Annotated in this window: 21 protein-coding genes and 1 pseudogene; 3 read left to right on the forward strand and 19 right to left on the reverse strand. The window is 46.9% G+C overall.

What is annotated here, in order from left to right; translation table 11 throughout:
- Positions 1-88: 88 nt before the first annotated feature.
- From DW965_RS04040 to rfbC, 10 genes are all read right to left on the reverse strand, one after another.
- Positions 89-2,293, reverse strand: coding sequence for a glycosyltransferase (locus DW965_RS04040; protein WP_055219407.1), 2,205 nt, complete (start codon positions 2,291-2,293; stop codon positions 89-91).
- Between the two features lie 30 nt (positions 2,294-2,323).
- The gene (locus tag DW965_RS04045; protein WP_022462973.1) at positions 2,324-3,757 is read right to left on the reverse strand and encodes an ArnT family glycosyltransferase; all 1,434 of its coding nucleotides are present in this window, start codon (positions 3,755-3,757) and stop codon (positions 2,324-2,326) included.
- Complete coding sequence (locus tag DW965_RS04050) at positions 3,738-4,979, reverse strand: rhamnosyltransferase WsaF family glycosyltransferase (RefSeq protein WP_022462974.1); 1,242 nt, start codon at positions 4,977-4,979, stop codon at positions 3,738-3,740. Before DW965_RS04050 ends, DW965_RS04045 begins: the two co-directional genes overlap by 20 nt.
- 18 nt (positions 4,980-4,997) lie before the next feature.
- Complete coding sequence (locus DW965_RS04055) at positions 4,998-5,969, reverse strand: glycosyltransferase family 2 protein (RefSeq protein WP_022462975.1); 972 nt, start codon at positions 5,967-5,969, stop codon at positions 4,998-5,000.
- Between the two features lie 2 nt (positions 5,970-5,971).
- Positions 5,972-6,496, reverse strand: coding sequence for a hypothetical protein (locus DW965_RS04060; protein WP_119198061.1), 525 nt, complete (start codon positions 6,494-6,496; stop codon positions 5,972-5,974).
- Positions 6,478-7,251, reverse strand: a complete 774-nt coding sequence (locus tag DW965_RS04065; protein ID WP_119198062.1) for a hypothetical protein — start codon at positions 7,249-7,251, stop codon at positions 6,478-6,480. The genes DW965_RS04060 and DW965_RS04065 overlap by 19 nt, the downstream gene beginning before the upstream one ends.
- Positions 7,252-7,350: 99 nt before the next feature.
- Positions 7,351-8,274, reverse strand: a complete 924-nt coding sequence (locus tag DW965_RS04070) for a class I SAM-dependent methyltransferase (protein ID WP_055227563.1) — start codon at positions 8,272-8,274, stop codon at positions 7,351-7,353.
- Positions 8,275-8,302: 28 nt separating this feature from the next.
- Positions 8,303-9,634, reverse strand: coding sequence for an ABC transporter ATP-binding protein (locus DW965_RS04075; RefSeq protein ID WP_117801715.1), 1,332 nt, complete (start codon positions 9,632-9,634; stop codon positions 8,303-8,305).
- A 9-nt stretch (positions 9,635-9,643) separates the two neighbouring features.
- Positions 9,644-10,444 (reverse strand): ABC transporter permease, encoded by an 801-nt coding sequence (locus DW965_RS04080; protein ID WP_055227566.1) that lies wholly within the window; start codon positions 10,442-10,444, stop codon positions 9,644-9,646.
- 16 nt (positions 10,445-10,460) lie between these two features.
- The gene (gene rfbC / locus DW965_RS04085) at positions 10,461-11,021 is read right to left on the reverse strand and encodes a dTDP-4-dehydrorhamnose 3,5-epimerase (RefSeq protein ID WP_022462980.1); all 561 of its coding nucleotides are present in this window, start codon (positions 11,019-11,021) and stop codon (positions 10,461-10,463) included.
- 304 nt (positions 11,022-11,325) lie between these two features.
- On the opposite strand from rfbC, the gene DW965_RS04090 reads away from it, so the two are divergent.
- Positions 11,326-13,275 (forward strand): sulfatase-like hydrolase/transferase, encoded by a 1,950-nt coding sequence (locus DW965_RS04090; protein ID WP_070103202.1) that lies wholly within the window; start codon positions 11,326-11,328, stop codon positions 13,273-13,275.
- Between the two features lie 117 nt (positions 13,276-13,392).
- On the opposite strand, the gene DW965_RS04095 is transcribed toward DW965_RS04090, so the two are convergent.
- From DW965_RS04095 to DW965_RS04115, 5 genes are all read right to left on the reverse strand, one after another.
- Complete coding sequence (locus tag DW965_RS04095) at positions 13,393-14,523, reverse strand: acyltransferase family protein (protein WP_055227568.1); 1,131 nt, start codon at positions 14,521-14,523, stop codon at positions 13,393-13,395.
- Positions 14,524-14,618: 95 nt separating this feature from the next.
- A complete protein-coding gene (locus DW965_RS04100) occupies positions 14,619-14,957 on the reverse strand; it encodes an EamA family transporter (RefSeq protein WP_022462983.1) in 339 nt (112 codons plus the stop codon).
- Positions 14,950-15,159, reverse strand: coding sequence for an EamA family transporter (locus DW965_RS19645; protein ID WP_242998502.1), 210 nt, complete (start codon positions 15,157-15,159; stop codon positions 14,950-14,952). Before DW965_RS19645 ends, DW965_RS04100 begins: the two co-directional genes overlap by 8 nt.
- Positions 15,160-15,315: 156 nt before the next feature.
- Positions 15,316-16,152, reverse strand: a complete 837-nt coding sequence (locus tag DW965_RS04110; protein WP_055227571.1) for a hypothetical protein — start codon at positions 16,150-16,152, stop codon at positions 15,316-15,318.
- A 12-nt stretch (positions 16,153-16,164) separates the two neighbouring features.
- The gene (locus DW965_RS04115; RefSeq protein WP_118600536.1) at positions 16,165-17,232 is read right to left on the reverse strand and encodes a DUF6077 domain-containing protein; all 1,068 of its coding nucleotides are present in this window, start codon (positions 17,230-17,232) and stop codon (positions 16,165-16,167) included.
- 199 nt (positions 17,233-17,431) lie between these two features.
- Here DW965_RS04115 and DW965_RS04120 point away from each other — a divergent pair, with 199 nt between their 5' ends.
- A complete protein-coding gene (locus DW965_RS04120; protein ID WP_158582801.1) occupies positions 17,432-19,204 on the forward strand; it encodes a hypothetical protein in 1,773 nt (590 codons plus the stop codon).
- Positions 19,205-19,218: 14 nt separating this feature from the next.
- A complete protein-coding gene (locus tag DW965_RS04125) occupies positions 19,219-19,677 on the forward strand; it encodes a hypothetical protein (RefSeq protein WP_119198064.1) in 459 nt (152 codons plus the stop codon).
- Between the two features lie 58 nt (positions 19,678-19,735).
- Here the strand turns inward: DW965_RS04125 and DW965_RS04130 are convergent, their stop codons facing one another.
- The 4 genes and pseudogenes from DW965_RS04130 to DW965_RS04145 form a co-directional block, all read right to left on the reverse strand.
- Positions 19,736-20,716 carry a glycosyltransferase family 2 protein gene (locus DW965_RS04130; protein WP_055219419.1) on the reverse strand — a complete coding sequence of 327 codons (981 nt, stop codon included), beginning with the start codon at positions 20,714-20,716 and terminating at the stop codon, positions 19,736-19,738.
- 17 nt (positions 20,717-20,733) lie between these two features.
- Positions 20,734-21,609, reverse strand: coding sequence for a LicD family protein (locus DW965_RS04135; protein WP_055219421.1), 876 nt, complete (start codon positions 21,607-21,609; stop codon positions 20,734-20,736).
- Positions 21,602-22,997: pseudogene (locus tag DW965_RS04140) on the reverse strand (exopolysaccharide biosynthesis polyprenyl glycosylphosphotransferase). Before DW965_RS04140 ends, DW965_RS04135 begins: the two are co-directional and overlap by 8 nt.
- Positions 22,997-23,761, reverse strand: a complete 765-nt coding sequence (locus DW965_RS04145; protein WP_055219423.1) for a glycosyltransferase family 2 protein — start codon at positions 23,759-23,761, stop codon at positions 22,997-22,999. Before DW965_RS04145 ends, DW965_RS04140 begins: the two are co-directional and overlap by 1 nt.
- Between the last annotated feature and the right edge of the window lie 5 nt (positions 23,762-23,766).

A 23,766-nucleotide genomic window follows, 5' to 3' on the forward strand; every position in this document is an offset into this window, starting at 1 on the left:
AACGCAACCGATTTCGATGCCATTTGGGTATAAAGCAGAGCTACCGCCAGAAATATTTGCTAGTGCGACAGCCCTTTTTGTTGCTTATTTATTTTCCAAGATACTGTTCTAAAATCTGTGGTTCGATTCTTTTCCAGTTTCTTTCCTTTACCGTCTCTTCTGCTCCCGTATCCAGTTTTTTCCTCAGTTCCGCATCTGTCAGAATACGCTCAATCGCCGCTTTTGCCTCCGCGAGATTTCCCTGCGGATAGAGAATACAGTTTTCCCCATCTTTCAGGTATTCCAGATTGCCACCGTTCGGCACAGCAACGACGTAGCCGCCGGACGCCATCATCTCAAGCGGCGGATAGGAAAAGCTCTCCAGCAGGCTTGTTTTCAGCAGGATATCACACGCCGCATAGACTTCCGGTGTTTTTTCATACGGAACCCGGTGTAAAAAGCGGTCCACACGGTACCAGGATTTCGGATTTCCATTGTAGGACATGTACCAGATCTCGAATTTTTCCAGATCCAGCTGTTCCACGATACGGAAGCTCTCGTCCACGTTTTTATGCTCCGCGCTGCAGTCTCCCTCGATCAGAATCCGAATTTTTCCCTGCAGATCCCGCCCCCGTTTCGGATAGAAGGACGGATCGATGCCGTTCGGAAGATAGACTGCTTCGGTATGGTATTCCTCCCGCAGCCAGTTCTGACACCATTTGGAAATGGTTACGTACTCCATCGGGCTCCTCATCCGGTAAGTCGCCGAAGTTGCGATCCGGTACGGGCTTCCCGGCGGATAAAATCCAACTTCAAAATTCTGCACCAGATATTTTTTCTTTCGGATCTTACTGGACTGTTCGACGAACTCTGCGGTATTCCACATCGTCGCTACCGCAAGATCCAGCGTTCCCTGCAGTTTCTCTCGCTCGGCCGACAGCACCGGAAAATGGAAATCACCCTCATGATACCACTCCGCCTCCCCTTCCAGAGTAAAGAGGCTGACCTGCGCTCCTGCTTTTACCAGCATTTCCGCATGAAGAAGTGCAACGCGGATGCCTCCGCTGATCTCCATCGCTGGAAGCACAAAGGCACAGCGTAGATTCCAGTGGCGCTCCACCCACTCGCAAATCCCGGTGGCATGAAAGATTGTGACACACTCGCGGCTGCACCGGCCATATGCCCGTCCGGCAATGGCTTTTCGTGCCGGTTCGTCGTCGATCAGCCACTGCAGTTTTTCCAACCACTCCGCTTCGTCTCGGCAGAGTACGCCGTCTTCTCCATCCTGTACCATCTCAGCAAAAGCGCCGAGATTGCTGGCTGCTGTCACGGTCTGCACCAGAGCCGCTTCCACCCATTTATTTTCCGATTTCGCACGGTTAAAAATCGTATCGGTAAGCGGAGCCAAGTTGATATCCACCGACGCAATCCGCTCCGGCAGTTTTTGGTAATCGACAAATCCCTCCATCTGGATCTGGGAAGCAAACAGTTTCAGCTCCACCGGGAGTTCCAGAATTCCCACGATGAGGAGTTCCAGGTTCGGATTTTTGCCAAGCAGCTGTTTCAGCACCGGAACGATCATCTCGATGTCGTCCAGATGCGTCGCACTGCCGCTGAAATAGCCAAGGCGTACTTTTTTCGCCGTTCCATCTGCTTCGTTCTTTTTCTGTTTTTCTTTTAACACCGCCTCGGACAGTAGCAGCATCTCATCTGACGCACAGTTGCGGTTGATCAGCACCTCCGGTACGTACTGCTTCAGTTCTTCTGCCAGCGCCGCTGTCGTCGTAACCGCCGCATCACAGAGGGAAAGCAGCTCGCCCATGTTTCGGACATTCTGATCGTATGCCTGCCGTTCTTCCGGCTGCATCCGGTCGAGAAACGGAATCTGATCGGTGTATTTCGTATCGATCACAAGATCATCCACATCGTACCACAGAGGCTTGTTCATCTGCTTTGCCATTGTGGCAAATTCCCGCAGGGTGTCCGTCATCGGGCAGCGGAAAATCACGAACGCGCCGTAGCAGCGTACCATCCAGGGCTTCAGCTCCTGAAAATAAACCGTATCACACGTATATCCGCCTGCCTCCAGCTGCTCCATCTGATGCACCACGCGGTACCGGTGTGGATGCGGCAGCTGTTCATTGCAGCCACTGATAAAGAGAATATCCCGGTAGACCCGGGATTTTTCTCTCTGAAACTCTTTTTCTTTTTTTGCCCGCGCAAGGTACCCTTTCGTACGCCCAGCCAGACCGCCGATTCCTTCTTCTGCAACAGCTTTTTTTAATTTTGCTGTCAGCACTGAAATTTTTTCCAAACGTTTCACCGCTTTCTTTCTCTGTTCCGCTTACCGCAATCCGTAGTAGTTCTGCAAGTACATCGGATAGATGATTCTCGCCCAAGTGAATGCCGCTAATGCCGCTGCCGCCACACAGACCAGAATACAGAACAATTTTTCATACTTCTGTAGTTTTTTCTCCCGTTTCAGGAACGCCTGCACACCCTTCGTCACGAAATACATCAGCGGAATCAGCATCGGCATGCTGTATCGTCCCTGCGGCTGAAAATCAGAGCTGTAGGAATAATATGCATTCAGATAGTTTGGAATCAGCAGTGCAAACACATTTGCCCAGGTAAACCATCCTGTTTTACTCCATTTTCTCTTTGTTTTACCAGCAATCGCCGTCTGTGTGCCATCGGCATTCCAGAAGAAAAAGTCTCTCTGGCAACAGTTCCGCATCAGAATGAGGCCGATGCCAAGACAGCAGAGGTATGGAACAATAATCATTTTGGAAAGATAAATCCTATTATAGCCAAAAGCACCGACAAAGCTGTACAGCACTGTCACAAGCCAGTCATGCTCCAGATAAACTGGTCTGTAGAAGATCATACATAGCATGGAGTCGCCTTTTTTCTGGAATGTTTTGCTGTTCGATGGCTTGTACTTAGCTCTCGCATACAGTTCCGCACACGCACTCGATGTCTCTCTTCCCAGAAAATCCCCGTGATAGAGAATTGCATTTCGAATAAACCACCACAAAGCAATGACACAGACGATCACAAGAATAAAAAGACCTTTCTGGATCATCTCTTTCCAACGCTCTTTTGGTGCCTTTTCCTGATCGGTCAGCATCGTTCCCACAAAGAAGAAAAATGTCGTCAGGATAAATCCATACGCATTGTAATACGACAGGAAACAAAGGCCCATTCCAATGGCAGACACTGCACAAGTTGTCCAGTTCCATCCTTCCTTATACGCCTTGACCCAGGAATAAAAAATAATAGCCGTTGAACACATGGCGAGCGCATCGCAGTTGACGTAAGAATACAGAATCACATTTCCCGGCAGAAAGACAACCAGTGCGGTAAACATCCATGCATACCGCCTCGGAAACAACAATTTTGCTGCCTTCAACACAACCCATGCCATCAACGCTCCAAGCAGTACATTAACAAACCGGGCGGAAAGCAGCAGCATCCATTCATTTGTTGTAAAAAGACTCATGCCTTTCATCAGAACGGCTGATGCCATGTAAGAAAGGATGGGATTAAACGCATAGGAGGTTCCCCAGTCCTCATTCCGGATCAGTGGATCATCTCCGCGCGGAAGACTTCCGTGTTCATAGATAAACTGTGCAATCTGATAGCGCATTGATTCATCCGCCGAAAAATTGTATCGCTGCGTACAGGACCATAAAAAGTAAAACAGGAATACACCGAACACAAACAGAATTTCTATTCTGTGTTCTCTGCTCACATCCTTACTGCAGTTTTTTCTCATCTTCCTCAATTCCCTTTAACATGCTTGCATAAACTTTTTCTGCTTCTTTGTACCAGGAGGTTCCCTTTACGAAATCCATTCCCTTTTTGCGGATTGTAGCCAGCTCATCCGGGTGGTTGAAGTAATATTCCATTCTGTCTGCGATCTGGATCGGATCATAGTCAACCAGAATGGAGTTTTCCTCATTTACCATCCAGCTGCTGTTTGCACCCTTGGAGCAGACAGCGACCGAGTTGCAGGCCATAACCTCGAACGGTACGAGGGAAAGGTTGGTATTCGAAATAACAAGGCACATATCACAGATCGCATAGGAATCTGCCAGCACCTGCGGTGTTACGATACCTAAATTTCTGTGTTTGAACGGAATCTCATAGCCGCTGACATCCCATCCCGCGAAAACAACCTCGATCTCTGGCATTCTGCGGCACAGCTCATTGAGTGCCAGCATACCGAGCTCGAAATCACGTCTCGGGGTAACCGGGCGCGCATAGAAAAAGACTCTCTTTTCGTTGTCCGGTTTTTCTTTCGGCTGATATACTTTGTCATCGTAGGAGAAATGGAAGCTGTCTGCCTGCATGCCGTACTCATTTCTCATGATGTCTCTTAACCAATCACCTGCAGTGATTCCGCGGAATCCCATCTTATAGGTGTTCTCAGCAAATTCATACTCGGAACCGTGTGCATAGAAATGCGGCTCGAAATCCTGTACGAAGTAAAACTTCGAAATCGTATTCTGGAATTTTCTTACGTAGTAAGCGGTGGTCCAGGAGGTTGCTACGGTTGCATGTGCAAATTTCATCTGGGATACATCGCAGTAAACTTCTACTTCCGGCACAAGAAGCGGGAAGTACTCTTTTAGGAATTTGCGGATGGACGCATTATCCTGAAAATTCGGGGACATGTAGAGATAAACTCTACTGTGGAAACCGAGGCGCTCCAGGTTGGAAATAAAACGGAAAATGGTGGTATGACCGCCGGAACCAGGTCCCATTTCCGGTACAACCCAATTCAGGATCTTTTTCTTGTCGTTTTTATGTTTCTCATACTCTTTTTGATTGAACGGGATCGGATCGTTGTCTACGACAAATCTGTAAAATCCGATGACGTTGTTCTTCGGCGGTACAGCCGGCTCATTGCCCTGTTTTGCGCGCTCAATCGTTTCTTTTAATCCATGATTCTTCAGATACCGTAACGCACGGTATGCTACATTTGGTTTTTTCACGTTTCTTTTTCCTTTCTTCTATGCATGTCTCTGATCGTACTGCTGCGAAATGTGACGATCCAGGAACTGTTGTTTCCGTTTGGAATACAGATGGTATTTTCCGCCGAGATAGCCGCCCACAAAGCGGTCAAAATTGCGAAACAGGGAATAAAATGCCCAGTGGATTTTCTCTTTTTTACTGAGCGGCTGCTGACGGATATACACGCAGTCCCCTCTCACCTGCCGGTACAGCATGCCCGGAAGCTGCGTCCATTTCTGTGCAATCATATACTGATGAACTTCATATAATCCCTTCTGCTCATCATAATACCGTTTGAAATACGTTCTGAGTTTGAAATTGTGGGAATGATATACCGGTGCATACGGGCAGTATACTTTTTTGAATCCGAGTTCAATCATCTTTCTCGCCCAGATCTGATCCTCGGCAAAGTTGACATCCTCATACGGATATTTTTCAAAAATATCTCTTCGGATACAGGAGTTATTGTCGGAGAAAAACGCCAGATAATGACGATATCCTTCTTCTCTTTCGTAGCGTTCCGGATCATCAAGGTGGAAAATCGTATTAGTTTCTCCAAATCCTTTAAAATGGCCGTCCAGATCACGCTTGTCAAGCAGATTGCAGTCCGGATACGGATAATGAATCCCGAATCCTCCCACGATTTCCGGGTCCATCTTCATGGCATCAATGAAATTCTGCAGCCAGGTATCGGTCGCTGGAAGCGCATCCTGCGTAATAAAGATGATATACGTTCCGTTTCCTTTGGAAGCACCATAGTTTCTCGTTTTTCCATGTCCAAATTCGGACGGCTCAATCTGAAACAAACGGCATGGATATTTGCGGATCACATCGAGAGTTCCGTCCTTTGACCCGGAATCCACGCAAATTACTTCATATTCATACTCTGTCTTCTGTTTGAAAACGGCATCCAGCACTTTTTCAAACAGATGCCCACCATTTTTGGTAGGAATGACAATGGATACATCCATAGTTATTTACTCCTTTTTATCACATGCTGCACTTTATCTGCCATACGCACAACCTTACGCTGGCGCATCCGCTCCAGCTCTTCCTCCAGAAACTGCTTCTGTTTTCTCGTTTCCTGGAGTTCTTCTTCCCTGTGTGCAAGTGCCGCTTTTTCTGCTTCGATTTCTGCCTGCAGCTGGCCTTTCCGATAAATCTCCCCGTTCAGTTCATCCCTCAGATCTTTATTCTGACGGATATATTGAATAAACTGGGACGTAACGCCATCGCCTTTGTAGTAAATCCGGTAATCAATCCGGATCTGTTCATAACCGGCATTCCGGAATTTCAGAACCGGCGTTCCAAGGAAATAATAGTCGTCGATAATCTCAAGCTCGGCGTTGTGCGAAAAAGCGATACGTTCCGTCTTTCCATCGCTGCATACGCCCGCGAGAGAACGGATTTTAATGACAGCCCCCTCCTGCATCAGCTGAAGGGAAAGCTCTCCGTCCGCGTCTGCCTTTTCAAGCATCATCACCTTCTGCTCATCCAAGCCGAAGCAGTCCTCATAATAGAGTTCTCTCTCCTCCGGTGCTGTTTCGGTGAGCACAACCGGTACATCATTTTTTCTTTTTCCCAGATAGAAAGCGGATAATTGTGCCGGTGCAGTTTTCCATAGAACGTGGCGAGCGCATTTGGCTCACCCTTTCCGGCCGCGAATTCCTGGAAGCACTCTTCCATATGGTAGTATACCGGAATCTCTTCCATGGAAATACCGCCAATGGCGTACAGTTCTTCCTGCTCTTCCTTCGTCAGTGCACTCGCCGCCTCCTGTAAAAAGACGCTCCGCGCATAGATAAATGCAATCGGTACGGCAAACGGGAATACCCACTCGTAGTCTGCCACCCAGACCTTTTCTCCATCCAGAAGAAGGTTGCCCGGAATCATGTCAATATTGGAAATCTCCGCTGCGGCAAGTCCTTCTTTCAATGCCGGATGGCCGAACACCTCACAGAACGCATCGGTTTCCACAAAGGATTTCTTCCCTTTTGCCGATGCAATGATCTGATACAGCAGTTCATAATCCTTTTTCAGCGATGCAAAATCTTTTTCTTTTCCATGACGGGAAATGCGCGTTTCCAGACTTTCCCCTTCTACAAAAGGAAATGCAAGCGCGCATTTTTCTTCATCCAGTTCGCATGGGCAGATCTGTACGCCCGCATAGGCGTACAGATGCTCCAGCTTTCTATAGTTTTCATACATATGCCGGATGTGGAGTTCTCCCTCTTTCTGCAGCGGAAGCTCCACACACGCCGGATCCCATCCTCTTCTGTAATCCGGGTCATAATCTGAAATTCGTTCCGACGTTCTCTCGAAAATTTCGTATACAGAACTTTCCTCATACGTTTACTCCTTTTTCTCCACTTCAATCAGAAAGGAATTGGAAAAAACCGGAAACAGACCGGACTTCAGGATTCCGTCAAATGCTTTGCCTTCGTCAAAAAGTGTGATCCTGTCAGCATCAAAATTCCGCTGATTTTTTCTCAATTCACCCGGCTTCGGCAGATATTCATCCGAATAAATGACCGCCGGAAATTTGTAATCCGGATAGGGATAATAAAACTTGAACTTCGAAAAACCGTTTTCCTGCAGCATCTGCTCCAGCTCCGGTTTGCTGAATGTCTCGACAAAATCGATCCCCGGATATCCTTCAATTCCGACAAATTCCCGGCCCACATGGTCTTCCCTGCAGCCGGCAAAATACTTCAGTCCCAGACGGTTCTCAATCGCAATCAGGATTTTTCCGCCCGGTTTTAAGAGACGATTGATCTTTTCCAGATATTCCGGATACGGATTATCCTTTCCAATATAGCTTTTTGCATACTCCAGAACACCGATCAGTGTCACGTAATCGAAGCGTTCTTCCATTTTTTCTGCAACAACATTAAAGTTTCCAACCATAATCTCCAGGTTGGACGCATCCTGATTTTTGTAGGCATTGATCGTACTGCGCCGCTTCGACAGATCGTTTGCCACTACCCGCTTTGCATTTCTGCAGAGCACGCCGGAAATGGCTCCGCAGCCGGCTCCGACTTCAAATACGGAAGCATCGTCTTTCCACTCATACCAGTCCAGAATATTTTCCCGTTCCGGAGAGAGATGATAAAAAATCGGCCAGCTTTTTTCTGTGAGGATTACCTTCTGGTAATCCTCTTTCGGCGTCGTCTTGACGATCTCCAGCAGCCGGTCCTCAATGCTGCCGTCGCTGTAAGCATCTTCGCCGTCATAATAATCCAGGTTCAAAAGAACATTTCCTATTGTTTCTTTCATATAACCCCCGTCGTTTATCCTCCGCATCCTACTCGTAGGTCACGGTAGAGTTCATATCAAAAAATCCTACGGTGTCTTTCATGGAGAAGACTTCCAGGAAGCAAGCATCGTACAGTCTGTGGTGGATCACCAGCTCTTCCAGATGGTAGCTGGTACATCCAAACGACATCAGATACTGTCCGCTCTGCAGCGGCATGATCTGGTCAAAGCATACCGTGACGGTCTTTCCCGCTTCCACCACGTCTTTTGTGTAATCCTCCAGCGCCGTATTCGTTCCGGTAATCTCCGTTCCCTTCCGGTCTTTGATCGAAAAGGCAAAAATCGGATGCTCCATCGTTTCATGGAACTTGATTTTCATCTTGATGCGGAATCTCTGGTTTTTATCCACAGAAGATGTAATCATACCTTTGTGGTCAATAATCGCAAAGTCCACGATCTCCGCAGCCTTGTCTCCATACTCTACCAGCTGCGCATTCGCAATCAGGCGTTCTCTCCAGAGGCCTTTTTTCGGCTTTTCTGCCGATACGGCACCGGATGCATCTGCTTCGGTTCTCTCTTCGGTCTGTTCTGCACTCTCTTCGGTCTCTTCCTCTTCTTTTGTCTCGTCATCGTACTGGTTGGCAAGAATCTTCTTGTAGACATCGACTGCCTCCGACGATTTTCCAACCATCACCTGTTTTCCTTTGTTAATCAGAAGACATCTCTCACAGTACTTGATGACGCTGCCCATATCGTGGGAAACGAAAAGGATCGTTTTTCCTGCTTCTTTCAGATCGTTAAATTTCCGGTAACACTTGGACTGGAAGAAAATGTCTCCGACGCTTAAGGCCTCATCGACAATCAGAATATCCGGATCCACATTGATCGCAACCGCGAAGGCAAGGCGGGCAAACATACCGCTGGAATACGTCTTAACCGGCTGATTGATAAAGTCACCGATCTCTGCAAACGCAATGATATCGTCGAGCTTTGCCTTCATCTCCTCCTCGGTATAGCCAAGCATCGTTCCGTTCAGGAAAATGTTCTCAATACCGGTATACTCCATGTTAAAGCCTGCACCCAGTTCCAGAATGGCACTGACTCTTCCCTTTAACTCCACGTTTCCGCTCGTCGGGTTTAAGACACCTGTGACGATTTTCAGCAGTGTGGATTTTCCGGAACCGTTCGTTCCAATGATACCGACACACTCGCCTTTGTGCACCTCGAGCGAGATATCCTCCAGCGCAAAATGATCGGTGTGATAGTTTTTATGTGTCAGTGAAAGCGATTCTTTCAGACGGTCCATCGGCTTTTCAAACAGCTTGTAGACCTTGCTGACATGGTTAATTGAAATTACTGTTTCTGTATTTTCTGTGCTCATTCCATCCTCCTATAATACATCTGAGAAATGAACCCGGAGGCGCTTGAACACTTTGGAACTGATTAGTCCTGCCATAAGCACAAAAGCCCAGAAGTAAAGGGTGTGCCATGGATGCTCGAAGAACCAGAGTCCATTCATAAAGCTGTCACGATATCCCTGGACAATATAGTACAGAGGATTCAGCTTCAGAAGGCTGTTCAGCCAGTTCGGAATATTCGGAATTGTTGTGGTATCCCACAGAATCGGGGTTGCCCACATGCCGACATTCAGAATTACATTGATAATCTGGCCGAAATCGCGGAAAAACGGTGTGATGGAACAGGTCAGATAGGAAAGTACAACGACGAGACAGATCACCGCAAAGGTATAGTACCCGATCTGGATAATCTGAACCGGCGGAAGTTTTCCCATCAGTGCAAAAATCAAAATAGCAAACACAATAAAGAACAGATGTACAAACAGGGAAGAAATCACCTTCACAATTGGAAGCACACTGATCTTAAATACAACCTTCTTTACCAGGTAACTGTATTCCAGCAGACAATTTGACGCACTTGGCAGTGCATCAGAAAAGAAGAACCACGGAATAATACCGGAAACCAGCCAGCAGATATACGGATATCCAGTGGCAGCTGGCTGTACACGCAGTCCGAGCTGAAACACGACAAAATAAACAGCAACCGTCACCATCGGCTGAATGAATGCCCATACGATGCCAAAATACGCTCCGGCAAATTTGTTGCGGAAATCATTTTTCGACAGTTTCCAGATCAGTTTCCGGTTCTGATAAAGTTCTTTGAATACGTTCATAAATGTTTTTTACTCCTTATTTCTTTAAATCCTTAATTCCGCCCCATTTATGATCTTTTTCCGAAATAATCAGATCTTCTTTTGTCATTCCTTCCGGCATCGGCCACTCCACGCCGATCTCCGGATCGTCAAAATACAGACCGCCTTCATCGTTTGGATGATAGAAATCCGTACATTTATAAGCAAATTCTGCGTAGTCAGAGAGTACGATAAATCCGTGTGCAAAATTCTTCGGAATAAAGAACTGTTTCTTGTTTTCTGCTGAAAGCAGCACGCCGAACCATTTTCCGTAGGTTTTGGATCCCTCGCGAAGGTCAACTGCAACATCGAATACTTCACCGTTTACCACGCGTACCAGTTTGTCCTGCGGGTAATTGATCTGGAAGTGAAGTCCGCGCAGGACACCTTTTTTGGATGCAGACTGGTTATCCTGTACGAACTGGACATCAATGCCGGCTTCTTTAAAATCATTGTAATTGTATGTCTCCATAAAATATCCGCGCTCATCGCCGAATACGGTTGGGGTAATTACTTTTAATCCTTCAATTTCACAAGATTCTACTTTAATTTTTCCCATTTTTCTTTCCTTTCTCTTCTCCACAAAAATGTGAACAGATCTTTTTTTGACCTCTTTTGTGTCTACAATCTTTGCTATTATACCATTCTTTCTGAGAAACTCAAGAACCCATTTTCACGCCCGCCCCGCCGCTTTTTATGTAAATTCCCGGATTTTCATTTTCCACTCGTATTTTTTAAGAAAATACTATTTTTTTCGTAAAGTTTCTGTTATAATATCGTAAGTTCCCAGTTATATTTTATACCTAACGCTACCTGTTTGTTACCTATTATAAAACACTAAAGAAAACTGGAGGTTATTTACTGTGTCTCGCAAAAAAGTACAGCATGTTGGAAAGATACTTTTTTCCATTCTTTCCGTTCTGTTAGGATTCCTTGGGATCCTTCTTTTTACGTCTTCCCGCTGGATGCTCGCGACCTGGGCGCATCTTGATATGGAAGAACTTGTTTATCACTTAAAGGCACCCCTTGAGGGTACCAGCAAGGATGTGCTCTGGAGTTACGTCTGGTCCTGCGGCATGATCTCTTTTGCCGTTCTTGCTATTCTGATCGCGCTTTTTATTATCCTGCGCCATCGGAAGAAAGTGGAAATCATTCTCGGTTGCATCTGCATTGCCCTGGGAATCGCTCTTTCTTCCTATTCTCTTTATAATGTCTGGACGACGCTGGATATCGATACTTACCTGCACATTCAGAACAGCTACAGCACTTTGATCGAAGATAATTACGTCAATCCGTCCCAGACAACGATTACATTCCCGGAAAAGAAACGGAATCTGATCTATATTTATCTGGAATCAATGGAAAGCACCTATTCTGATAAAAAAGACGGCGGTGCTTACGACCACAATTTTATTCCCGCCCTGACTAATCTTGCCCTGGACAATATCAATTTTTCCAACTCCGACAAGCTGGGCGGCGCTTATCCGACAACCGGAACCACCTGGACCATGGGCGGTCTCTTTGCACAGACTTCCGGTCTTCCGCTGAAGCTTTCGATTCAAGGCAATGAGATGGCTTATCAGGACAGCTTTTTTCCGCAGCTTTCAACACTTGGCGACGTTCTCAATGAAGCCGGCTACAAACAGTACTTTATGATGGGTTCCGATGCCGCATTCGGCGGACGGAAGAATTACTTCACTTCGCACGGTGATTATGAAATTGACGATTACTACTGGGCGATCAGCGAGGGACTGATCCCGGAAGGCTACTACCAGTGGTGGGGCTATGAAGATGCCAAACTGTTTGAGTATGCAAAAGATAAACTGACGGAGATTTCCAAGAATGACGAACCGTTCAACTTCAGTATGCTGACTGTTGCCACCCACTTCGAGGACGGCTACAAATGTGACGAGTGTGATGAAAAGCAGTACGGAGATGACCACTACGGTATGGTGATTGACTGCTCCAGTTCCCGTGTCAGTGAGTTTATAGACTGGATCAAGGAACAGCCTTTTTATGAAAACACGACTATAATTCTTTCCGGTGATCATCTGACCATGGACTCTGATTTTTGTGAAAACATCGATGAAGATTATCAACGTTCTACTTATAACGCTATTTTAAATTCACCCATTCTTCCGGTTCATGAAAAAAATCGGATTTTCACCACGATGGATATGTTCCCAACTACTCTCGCAAGCCTTGGAGCTGTCATTGACGGTGACCGTCTTGGACTTGGTACGAATCTTTTTTCAGACAAGCCTACACTTGCCGAAGAACTTGGCTTCGATGAACTGAATCGCCAGCTCTCTATGGGCTCCCGATTCTTCGATGAACTTGATGCTGATCTTACCCCCGTCTGGGTCGGCGATGGCGAATATCAGAAATTTTATATTAAGGAAGAAGATCGATTTGCCAATAACGAATGGGTAACTTACAATCCACATCAGCTCTGGGCTGACGGTAAGCAGTCTTATTTTATTGATAAGGACGGCCACGCGGTTTCCGGCTGGCAAAAGCTTGAGGATGGGAAATGGTATCATTTTTCCGAGTCGGATTACCATCTCATCGAGGGTCCTTGCGATACAAATCCTGAATTGGAAGAGGAAACACCCGACTCCACTTCGGTAAGTGACATTTCCTCCGCTTCTTCTTTTACAGAAAACGATTTGGATTCCACAGTCGAAAGTTCTTCTTCTGGAATAGATGAGGACGATTTCTCTGAAAATGAGGATAATTCCAAAACCATCAGACATCTAGGCTCTTCTGCGGAAGATGATCCTCACGACCTGTCTCCTATCGATTATCAATAAAAATTTGATAACGATTCAGATCTATGCAATATAAAATAAAATCCCGCAGAAAAAGTTTTCATTTCTTTTTCTGCGGGATTTTATTTTGTCAAAATATTTAAAGCAGTATACGCTTAACTATTGTCTTACGTACAAAAATATGTTTTTTCCCATTTTTTTCACCTGTGTAAGGATCCACTGGATCAGTAAGGCAACAAAAATCGCTGCTAATAAATACAGAATTTTTGTCTGTTCTACGTCCTTCGGCATATAATACCACCAAATATCACTTTTACATCTTGACCAGTCAAACTTCAAAAACAGCTTTGTGCCATTCGCAATTGTTCCGAAAGCAACTTTTACAAGTAAAAAACCCAAAAACTGATTTTCCATAATCGAAAATGTGTTGTCTGCAAGAAGATTAATCCACTTTTTTCTTCCAAATACTGGTTCCATTATCGTTGCAATCCGCATCCAAAGTGCAATTCCCAAAAAACCAATAATAATTGGCATGACCGGTCCTTGATTAAAGTCATTGCACCACGCTGGCGTATAAGCCAACCTAGTTTTATAATGAAGAAAAATCATAAGTTTTGCAGCAAACACAATCGCAAAATACACTACAGATGGAATCCTGTCCACATATTTCTCCAGTATCTTTTTATAAAAAATACCCATTGCATAAAACGGAGCAAAATACAGAATTCTGACCACTGTCAGCCACCAGCTGGTGCGATATTCCATAATCGCCAAAAAATTGCCGCCCATTCCAATAAGTACTGCCCCTGCAAAAAATATCCATTCCGGTATCTGCCATCCTTTTCGCTTAAAAAATGCCCGAATCATACAATTTAATATTTCTACCATAAACAAGGGCACAATATACCAGCCGGCCATATTAAGGACAAACTGATGCCCATCGTTTAAAGGTGAAATCAGAATATTGTGCAAATTAAATTTTCCACCGATTTGAAAGCCCCACCGATGTAATAACCTGACAAGCAGCCCATACGCAATCGTATACCCATACATTGGAAGTATCAGGGTACGAAGCTTTTTACAGACATATCTCCCCGGTCGTTTCAGTGCTGCATCTTTAAAAAAATATCCTGAACAAAAAGTAAACAGCGCCAGATGGATTCCCTCATACGGAAACCATTGCGCAAAGTCCAAAGAAATTCCACCACCATCACAATGTCCCGCAACAACCATCAGAATCGCCACAGCATATAATATCTTAAAACGATAATCTATTTTTTTCTTATTCATAATCAAAAGCCGTTCGTTTATTGTACGCAGACCCCCTATTTCAAAGGACAAGGACTGCTTAGCTGATATCGCTTTCTTTCCATCATCGGAACGTTTTACGGCAATGTATACACCAGTACTCCCAGGATAATAATCAGATTCCCAATCAGCTTTCCTTTTGATACCTTTTCTTTCAAAACGCCAAAGGAAAGCAGCAGGACAAAGACGTACGTAAAGGTATCCAACACCGGACCGTATTTCAAATCTACCTGTGTGTAGGCATACGTATTTAAAAGAAGTACACTGCCAAAAATCAGATACGCCACAATCACGCGCCAGTTCAGATACTCGCGAAGTGCAGATGCATGCTCCTCGTTGGCGCTTTGTTTCAGCAGAATCTGTGATACTGCTGAAAACATTGTACAGATCAGCATTAAAATCATATATTTATTCATATCGCTGCACCACCATAACTCCCACCAGCACAATCAGAAGGCCGATGATATTTTTTACCGTCAGATTTTCATGAAAAATGAGCACGGCCCAGATCTGGGACCAGATCAGATAGACGCTGCGGTTTGCATATGCGGTTGACAAAGAGAATTTTTTGATTACCTTCTGCCATGCAATAGCGTAAATGCCACAGTTTGCAACCATCAGAAATAAAAATACATATAATAGAGGATTTTTGATTCCTCCCCGGTTCAGCTGACCGATGCTGCTTTTGAGAACACACTCGTCAGAGAAAACAGCAGGATATTCAGGTGCAGCTGAATATAATCTTTTGCCTTATTCAAAAACAAGTCCTCCTTCTTACTTTTCTTCCACGCGGAAAATGATATGCCCTTCTACTTCTCTTACCGGGATGCACCCCGCTGTTTCCACATAGGATACTGCCGCTGAACTGCTCGAAAGTACAATATACTCTGCATTCATTTCCCTAAGACTTCTGTAAAATTCTTTCTGATCCAGCGACAGATCCATCTGTGTGATAATCTGAAGGATCTTTGTTTCGTCTTCAATTTCCTGCTCGGTCAGTGCATCGGTTGATACCGTATTGGAGCCCTGATAGGTCAGAACCATATCGCGGTCCAGAACCAGTTCAAACGAAGCATCATACTGCCGCACGATCAGGTTGAAATCCGGTTCAAAGACAACTCTTACGGTTCCCTCTCCCGCTTCTTCGTGCAGCACCGTACAGACGGCCAGAAGATCATCTGGCATCTTGTACTGGTTATCCGGCAGCTTCGGCAGTCCGCCAGCCAGTACGGAATTTCCGCCAAAACAGATGACCGCTGCCAGCGCAGCCGCGGTCAGATACCGTCTCCAGCCTTTTTTCTGCCCGCCCACAACTTTCGTGCAGGCATATCCGATGGTCAGTACCATCGGCAGAATCCAGAAAAACCGGTAATAGACATTGACCATTCCAAGTTTTCCCAGGATATATTTCACCGCAAATGGATTGTATACCGTAAAGGCCAGAAAAACAGCGGTTGTTACGAACACATACCGCTCTTCCTTTTTTCCTTTTAAAGCGAGATACAGCACCGACAGCAGAAACAGCGTCAGTACGGTTGTGTTTCCTCCAAACGTCACAAAGACCTGTCTCACAAAATCGAGGCCGCTCTCATTCAGATTTATTCCGCCCACATTTTCTCCTTTCTACCGCACAACCGGAATCTGCAGGATACCGCGCACACCAAGGAGATAGACCCCAAGCACCAGCACACACGGTAGCACAGCAAGCAGATAGAGCCTGCTCTGTCCCCAGCGTTTTTTCCGCACAAGATTCGGCAGAATCACAGCACTCATGGCCACCGGTACAGTCATCATGGATGACATCGTAAGGTCAATCGCAGCGACGCCTGTCATGAAAAACAGCAGCCAGACTCTCTTTCCGTTTTTCTCCTGATACATGCGCAGACCAAGATAAAACAGAAACGGGAGGATGATATTGCACAATACGGCCTTTCCCTCGTATCCCCTCGTCAGCAGGAACGACGCATTTGAAAAGATCGTATGAAAATTCAGATTCACAACACTAATAAAGCACAGGAGCACCCATACCATCTGTTTTTCTTTTAACAGCGCCTTTCCGATCTGTGCATAGACGAGATAACTTAAAACTACCGTCATCATACAGAGAATCACCTTCGTCACTACGAGCGGATGAAGGCCCGTTAAACGGCACAGTACTGCATTTGCTGCCGGATACATGCTGAACACATAACGGATGTTAAAAAAATCCAGTGCTTTTCCTGTATATGGGTCAAAGCTACTGATGGAATCTGTCGCAAGGTTCGTTGTCACACTTCCCACATAATACGCTGCATCCGCACTGCCGTTTTCCTGCAGTGCAGCAACAAAATACAGCTGGATTCCAATCAGCACCAGCATCACATAAAAAGCCGCCGTCTTTCCTCTCCAGAAACCGCCGCTTCTTTTTCCCCACTCTCTCCACATTCCCAGATGAAGACAGATGGAAGCAATTACAAGGACAGCCACAACAGCAGCCCATACCCATGCGAGCAGATGCAGCTTTGCACCGAGCACCATCATCGGCACAGAAATCAGTTCAAATAAGAAGTAATATGCAATAAAGCCAAACAGCACAGTTTCACCCAGATGTCCGCTCTCATACCTGTTTTCTCTGATAAAAAAAGAACCCAGGCAGCAGAACACTGCGAGCATTCCCAGAAACAGTGCCGGCATTTTTAATAAGGTAATCATGTTTGGTTCCTTTCTTTTCCTTACATTCCCAATCCCACTCATTCTAACATGATGCCCTGTCTGCGTCAAGTAATCGAAATTCTAATAAACATTGACTTTTCCCTGAAATTTTGTATAATTGTGATGTTGAGCGCTTATTTTCCACCCGGCTGTTTTACTTTTTGTTTTAATGATATATGTTACGAAAGGAGCCATTGATATGCCTTTTTCCCGGCATACCCGCAGATCCATGTTTTCCATTGGCGCGGCATCCCTTGCCGCTGCTTTTCTTTTTCTCACCCCGGAAAACACACATGCGGCTGATACTACAGCAAAAATTCACATTCTGACACTCGACAGCGGCTCCAATGCCATCGTTCTGGAAAGTGTAGACGATAATGGCCAGAAAATTTTCGGCATGGTAGACTCCGGCGAGGACTGGGATTACCCTGACGGATCTGATCCGCGTTATCCGCTGCGCAGCGGCATCACAACGTCGACCGGCTACGACGATGAGGTACTCTCCTACCTGGACTCCCTCGGTGTCACCTCCGATAATCTGCAGTTTTATGTTGCAACACATCCGCACAGCGACCATATTGGAACCGGCGATACCATCGTGCGGCTGTATTCCCCCGACCGGGTTTATCTGCTCCCGTATGATGACAGTTATATCTATAATACTGCGCGTCTCTGGGACAATCTTTATGTCTACGACCAGCTTCTTACTGCTGCAGAAGAGACTGAAGGCGTGACCCTGATCCAGCATCTGAATCCCGGTGCCGCCTCCGCAGAAGAAGGATCTCCTGATTTTGCTTTTGGAAATTTCCAGATCCAGATTGTCAACTACGAGGAAGATTATCTCACAAGTCCAAAAGAGGACGCCAACCAGTTCTGTCTTGGTGTAATTGCCTCCGCAAACGACCACCGCGCTTTTCTGACGAGCGATATCGACGACGTCGAGGGAGATGCCAGCCGGATTGTTTCGAACTACGGGCTGTACAGCATTGATCTGATGACTTCCAATCATCACGGATATCCGAATGCTGTCGATGCAGACTATCTTGCTGCCGTCAACCCGGAATATTTTATCCAGACCGGTGACTTCCGTATTATGGATAACGATACCGTCGAGACCCTGACCTCTCTGGGGCTGCGCGTATTTTCCACGACAGAATATTCCGGCGATCTTCCGGCAGTCATTGCTGACTTTTCCGGTTCCGCGGTCACTTCCAACGTGGATGATACCTATGAAATTTACCGCGACCGTTCTTCCAAGCTCGTTGCTTATCATGACGGCATCCCGTACAGCGGATTTTTCACCCGCGGCGGACAGAAATATTATGCAGACAGCAGCCATCTTCTCGTGTGCTCCACTTCCTGGCGCGACACAGAAACGGGCATCAAATATACCGCTGATGAAAACGGCGTGATCACAAACGAACGCCACGTCATCGGCTGGGTAAAACGGGATGGAAAATGGTATTACTACAACGATGATGAAACACCGTATACCGGCTGGCTCACCCTCGACCACAAAACGTATTACCTCGGCGCGGACGGCGTTATGGCAACAGGCTGGCTTCTGCTTGACGGAGATTACTATTATTTTTCCGGCAGTGGTGAGATGCAGACCGGATGGCAGTTTATCAGCAACAACTGGTACTATCTCGCCAAGGATACCGGTATTATGTATTCGTCCGGATGGCACGCTGATCCGGAGACCAAAACGATGTACTATTTTTACACATGGGGAGGTGCCGCACGCAATACGACACTTACCTTAAACGGTTACCGCGTCAAATTTCTTTCCTGGGGCGGTATTTCCGGCAGCACCTGGCTGTACCATGACGGTGCCTGGTATTATGTACAGAAATATTCCTGCGTAACCAATGGCTGGTATCAGATCGATGGCGCCTGGTATTTTATGAATGCGGACGGTTCCCTAAAGCAGAACGAAAGTTCCTGTATGACAACAATCTCTACTTTGTAAATAAGAGCGGAAAAATGTATCAGAACCAGTGGCTGAAATGGGATGGAAACTATTATTATCTCAGAAGCTGGGGCGGTGCCGCACACGAAGGCTGGCTGCTGCTTCAGAATAAATACTATTATATTAATGAGGACTGTACACGGAAAACGGATGAAGCCTTTACGTATGACAACAATCTTTATTTTGTTGATGAAAACGGCGTCATGCCGGCAAACCAATGGGTGATCCGGGAAGGTGTCTGGTACTTTACCTACAGCTGGGGCGGTGCGAGAAAATCGCAGTGGTTCTATTATAAAAACAACTGGTATTACTTCAACGATGATGCTTCCATGCAGACCGGCTGGGCAGAAATTGACGGAAAAACATATTATTTCCAGAGCTGGGGCGGATGCGTCACCGGGACGAAAAAAATTGACGGAACAACGTATGTGTTTGATAAAAACGGTGTTCTGCTTTCCGAAAAAGAAAGCTAGAAAAATCCATATAAAAATGCGGCAGAAACGAAAATCTCATTCGTTTCTGCCGCATTTTTTATAAATTTCTTTTCCGGAACAGTGCACGAACGCACTGCCGGTAAATTCCGGTTCCCAGAAACAGGGTCAGATAGGCGATTTTCCGCCCGTTCGTGAAGTGATCGCCTTCCAGTACCAGAAGCGGATGCTTTTTAAGCTCTTTTGCCAGCCTCTTCGCAAGCGCCTTTTTCTCCGCGTCCATGGTTTCCAACAGCATCAGCTTGTCCAGCACGAAAAACCGCGCCCAGCAGCAGCGCACACCTGCTTCTTTTTTCAGCGCCGGGTGGCGTTCTTCCACGACATTCTGATTATGATCCCATACTTCCACCGAACCCAGATCTGACCAGCGAAAACCGCTTGTCGTGAGGCTTTCGCGCCGGTGCACATAATAGTATTTCTGTGCTGTGGAAAAGGCCACCTTCCGGCAGTGCTCCATTAACGGAACGATGACGTATGCATCCTCGGCGATTGTTTTCTCCGGATAGACAACGCCCTCGAAAATCTCTCTCCGATACAGCTTGCCCCACGGCATCACGCCGAACACGCGCGCCTTCATCACCTGGCGCAGTCCCTCCTCGCTGTCGGTCACAGATTCGATTCCCTCCTGTTTCAGATCCGGCACCGGCCTTCCTTCATAGAGATCGTATCCGCGGCAGATACTCATTTCGGCATCATATTTTTCCGCCAGACGATACAGTGTTTCCAGAAGATCCTCCGCTGCGAAATCGTCGCTGTCCACAAACGTGATATAACGCCCCTCTGCAAGCGCAACGCCCGCATTCCGCGCCGAACTGACGCCGCCGTTCTCTTTTTGGTGATAACGGATCCGCGCATCCTGTTCTGCGTATGTCCGGCAGATTTCACTGCTTTTGTCGGTGCTTCCATCATCTACAAGAAGCAGCTCCCAGTCCGTAAAAGACTGGGAGAGAATGGAATCCACACATTTTTTTAAAAATTTTTCTGCCTGATACACCGGGGTAATGATTGAAATTTCCGGCATTGTTTTATCCTCTTTCTTTATTTCTTACAGCAGTAGTGTATCCCCTTATACTGCTCATACGGATGATCGAGATCCAGAAACGCCGCATCGTGGTGGCCTTTCTGCTGTTCTTTCGGCGGCAGTTTCATATAATCGCCGAACGCCATGCGCAGATATGTGTCATATCCGACCGGAATCGGCAGGCGCTCGTTCTCGAACGGAACCTCAATCGCCGATGCAAAAATCTTTTTCGGATATTTCCGGAGAATCGCCTGCGGTGCGCACATCTCGGTGATGCCGTCCACCCGTGGGCTGTCGATATCAAATTTTGTAATATAGTTTTCTGCCTGCTTCCAGATCCGGTACCGCATCTTCTGCGTCGGAGCCAGCGCCAGCAGAATCGTTCCCAGGTAATGCATAAACGCGCCGTGGCGTTCTTTGGTCGGAATAACCTGCGTGCAGAAGAGCTGGAAAATCTTTCCCTCGATCACCTGCCATTTCCGCGCAAGGTTTCCCGGTGCATAGCCCTCGATCGGGAGAATATCAAGCGCAACGCCGTGGCAGAGATCCATATCGACCTGCTCCTTTTTCACCTGCGTGGTGCGGCTGTCGCGGATGTTCGCAAACGTGTGCGCATTGCAGAAGCCCTCTTTCGGGTACTCGAGCTTGTAGATTTTACTCTCCTCCTGCGTATCCCAGATTTTCAGGAACTTCTCGTAATCTTTCCGCGGCATGAAAAAGTCGAGATCATCGTCCCACGGAATAAAGCCGCCGTGGCGGATTGCACCGATACAGCCGCCGCCGCAGAGATAACAGGTCAGATGGTTTCTCTGGCACCAGTGGTAAAACATGACGGCCATTTCCAGATTTTTTTCCTGCAGCCGGCGCAGAATTTCGTCCTCGGTATTAAACATCTTTTTTCTCCTCTTCCTTTGCGTTCAGGCTGATCGTCTGTCCTTCCTCGAGCCCTTCTGTGCTCTCCTTTGTGAAGACAATCTTAAAGGTTGCAAGAATCAGCTTCAGATCCTCTAAAATCGAATAGCTCTCTATGTACATCAGATCCAGCTTCAACTTATCGTATGCGGTCGTGTTGTACTTTCCGTAAATCTGGCGTAGCCGGTAAGGCCTGCCTTTACTTTCAGACGGTAAGCAAACTCCGGAATCGATTCCTCATATTCCTTTGCAATCTCCGGCCGCTCCGGGCGCGGTCCGACGACGCTCATATCGCCCTTGAAAATGTTCAGAAGCTGCGGCAGCTCATCAATTCTCGTCGCGCGGATCACCTTCCCGACCGGCGTAATGCGGCTGTCGTTCTTCGTTGCCAGGCGGCTACGCCGTCTTTTTCGGCATCCACGATCATGCTTCGGAATTTGTAGACATAGAATTCTTTTCCGCCGATCGTGAGACGTTTCTGTTTAAAGAACACCGGGCCATGGTCATACAACTTGATGCAGAGCGCTGCGATCAGCATAATCGGCGACGTGATCACAAGAAGAATCGTCGATACGAGCAGATCCAGCAGGCGCTTGCAGAATCTCTGATCAAACGAAAGACCACTGTTTCGCGCGAGCAGAAGCGGTGTATCGAAAATATGGAGCGCTTCCGCTTTCCGTACCATAATATCCGACAGCTTCGGCGTCAGATAGACACGGATTTCTTTCGCATAGCAATATTTCAGCAGACGGTTGCGCAGCTCCGAATGAAGATCGCCCAGGATCACGCCCTCCTGACCGTATGCGTCAATCTGGCGGCAGAGCTCTTTCTCTCCCACTTCCACGCTCACCTTATGTGCTACAATATACTTGTCCGGCCGCTGGTTCATCTTCAGCTCCAGGCTTTCCATCGGGTATTCACCGTAAATCAGAAGCACCTCTCTTGGCGGAAAGAGACGCGCAAACGTCTTCTCAAAAAGCCAGGATACAATGCCTGCCAGCGCAAAGTCCACGAGTGTCATGCCGACCATCGGCAGAATGTACGGCAGGTGACGCCACAGCAGGATAATCTGCAGATACATCAGCGCATTGGCACAGAATGCCGTCATCATCTGGGAATAGATGATGCTGCTTCCCTTCATGTAGCCGATCTTCATGCCGCCGTAAATGTACATGAAAACCAGAAGAAAAATGCCGTAGATCACGACGATAATCTGATTTCCCTTATCCCAGAACGGCTCCAGCCACAGGTGGCTCGCATAGTATCTGTCCCAGAACACAGAAAAAACAGCGCATTCCAGAAGCACAATCGCCGCGACCGCCAGGACACGCATCAGATGTTTGTACTGTTCCCTGTTTTTATAGTTCATCAATCTCTTCCTCTCTTTTTGCCCTTACCGTAATACTTCCGCACACCGTTTACGGCATAGCACGCAAAACAGTACAGGGAGCGGAACGTTCCCATTCCCAGCTCGCGGTAAACACGGTAAGTCATTCCTGCAGAATGCAGTTTATTCCCCGATTTTCCTGTGCTGGACAGCCGGTATTTCAGCAAAGGCTCATCCACACCGCAGGCTGTCCCGTATTTTTTCAGGATCCGCAGCCAGTCCAGATAATCCTCGTGGCACTCGTCCTTTTCCATCGGGAATTCCAGCAGAACGCTTCTTTTGGCCAGTACCGACGAGCAGCCGATCACGTTGCCGCGCAGCAGCATTTTGTAGGTGATCCGCTCCGGGACAGAAAAGATCTTCTGCTTTTCCGGTTCCTGATCGTAAATCAGCTCCCGACCCGTACAGCAGAGCACATCACCGGTCTTTGCAAGGGCTTTTTCCTGCTTTTCCAGTTTTTCGGGATCCCAGTAATCATCCGCGTCCAGAAAGGCAATGTAATCGCCCTTTGCGAGCTGTACACCGCGGTTTCTGGATGCGGACGCTCCTTTGTTTGTCTCATTCCGGATATACCGTACCCGGTCATTTTCTCCGTAACGCCCCATTTTTTCCAGCGTATCGTCCGTGGAATTGTCGTCGATCACCAGGATTTCCAGCGGGGTTTTTGTTGTCTGGCAAAGGACTGAGTCGATTGCCTGAAACAGTGTTTCTGCACCGTTGTACGAAGGGATTACTACTGAAATCATGTATT

It is taken from the genome of Blautia sp. AM47-4 (genome assembly GCF_003479865.1).
In the GTDB taxonomy this organism is placed as follows: Bacteria; Bacillota; Clostridia; order Lachnospirales; family Lachnospiraceae; genus Fusicatenibacter; species Fusicatenibacter saccharivorans.

What these genes read in the sequence shown, in the direction of transcription:
- DW965_RS04055 (WP_022462975.1), bottom strand. Translation starts at nt 5,969, where the DNA reads ATGGATGTATCCATTGTCATTCCTACCAAAAATGGTGGGCATCTGTTT.
- DW965_RS04095 (WP_055227568.1), bottom strand. Translation starts at nt 14,523, where the DNA reads ATGAATAAGAAAAAAATAGATTATCGTTTTAAGATATTATATGCTGTG.
- DW965_RS04135 (WP_055219421.1), bottom strand. Translation starts at nt 21,609, where the DNA reads ATGTTTAATACCGAGGACGAAATTCTGCGCCGGCTGCAGGAAAAAAAT.
- DW965_RS04075 (WP_117801715.1), bottom strand. Translation starts at nt 9,634, where the DNA reads ATGAGCACAGAAAATACAGAAACAGTAATTTCAATTAACCATGTCAGC.
- DW965_RS04130 (WP_055219419.1), bottom strand. Translation starts at nt 20,716, where the DNA reads ATGCCGGAAATTTCAATCATTACCCCGGTGTATCAGGCAGAAAAATTT.
- DW965_RS04120 (WP_158582801.1), top strand. Translation starts at nt 17,432, where the DNA reads ATGCCTTTTTCCCGGCATACCCGCAGATCCATGTTTTCCATTGGCGCG.
- DW965_RS19645 (WP_242998502.1), bottom strand. Translation starts at nt 15,159, where the DNA reads ATGGTTGCAAACTGTGGCATTTACGCTATTGCATGGCAGAAGGTAATC.
- DW965_RS04070 (WP_055227563.1), bottom strand. Translation starts at nt 8,274, where the DNA reads ATGAAAGAAACAATAGGAAATGTTCTTTTGAACCTGGATTATTATGAC.
- DW965_RS04145 (WP_055219423.1), bottom strand. Translation starts at nt 23,761, where the DNA reads ATGATTTCAGTAGTAATCCCTTCGTACAACGGTGCAGAAACACTGTTT.
- rfbC (WP_022462980.1), bottom strand. Translation starts at nt 11,021, where the DNA reads ATGGGAAAAATTAAAGTAGAATCTTGTGAAATTGAAGGATTAAAAGTA.
- DW965_RS04080 (WP_055227566.1), bottom strand. Translation starts at nt 10,444, where the DNA reads ATGAACGTATTCAAAGAACTTTATCAGAACCGGAAACTGATCTGGAAA.
- DW965_RS04115 (WP_118600536.1), bottom strand. Translation starts at nt 17,232, where the DNA reads ATGATTACCTTATTAAAAATGCCGGCACTGTTTCTGGGAATGCTCGCA.
- DW965_RS04125 (WP_119198064.1), top strand. Translation starts at nt 19,219, where the DNA reads ATGTATCAGAACCAGTGGCTGAAATGGGATGGAAACTATTATTATCTC.
- DW965_RS04045 (WP_022462973.1), bottom strand. Translation starts at nt 3,757, where the DNA reads ATGAGAAAAAACTGCAGTAAGGATGTGAGCAGAGAACACAGAATAGAA.
- DW965_RS04100 (WP_022462983.1), bottom strand. Translation starts at nt 14,957, where the DNA reads ATGAATAAATATATGATTTTAATGCTGATCTGTACAATGTTTTCAGCA.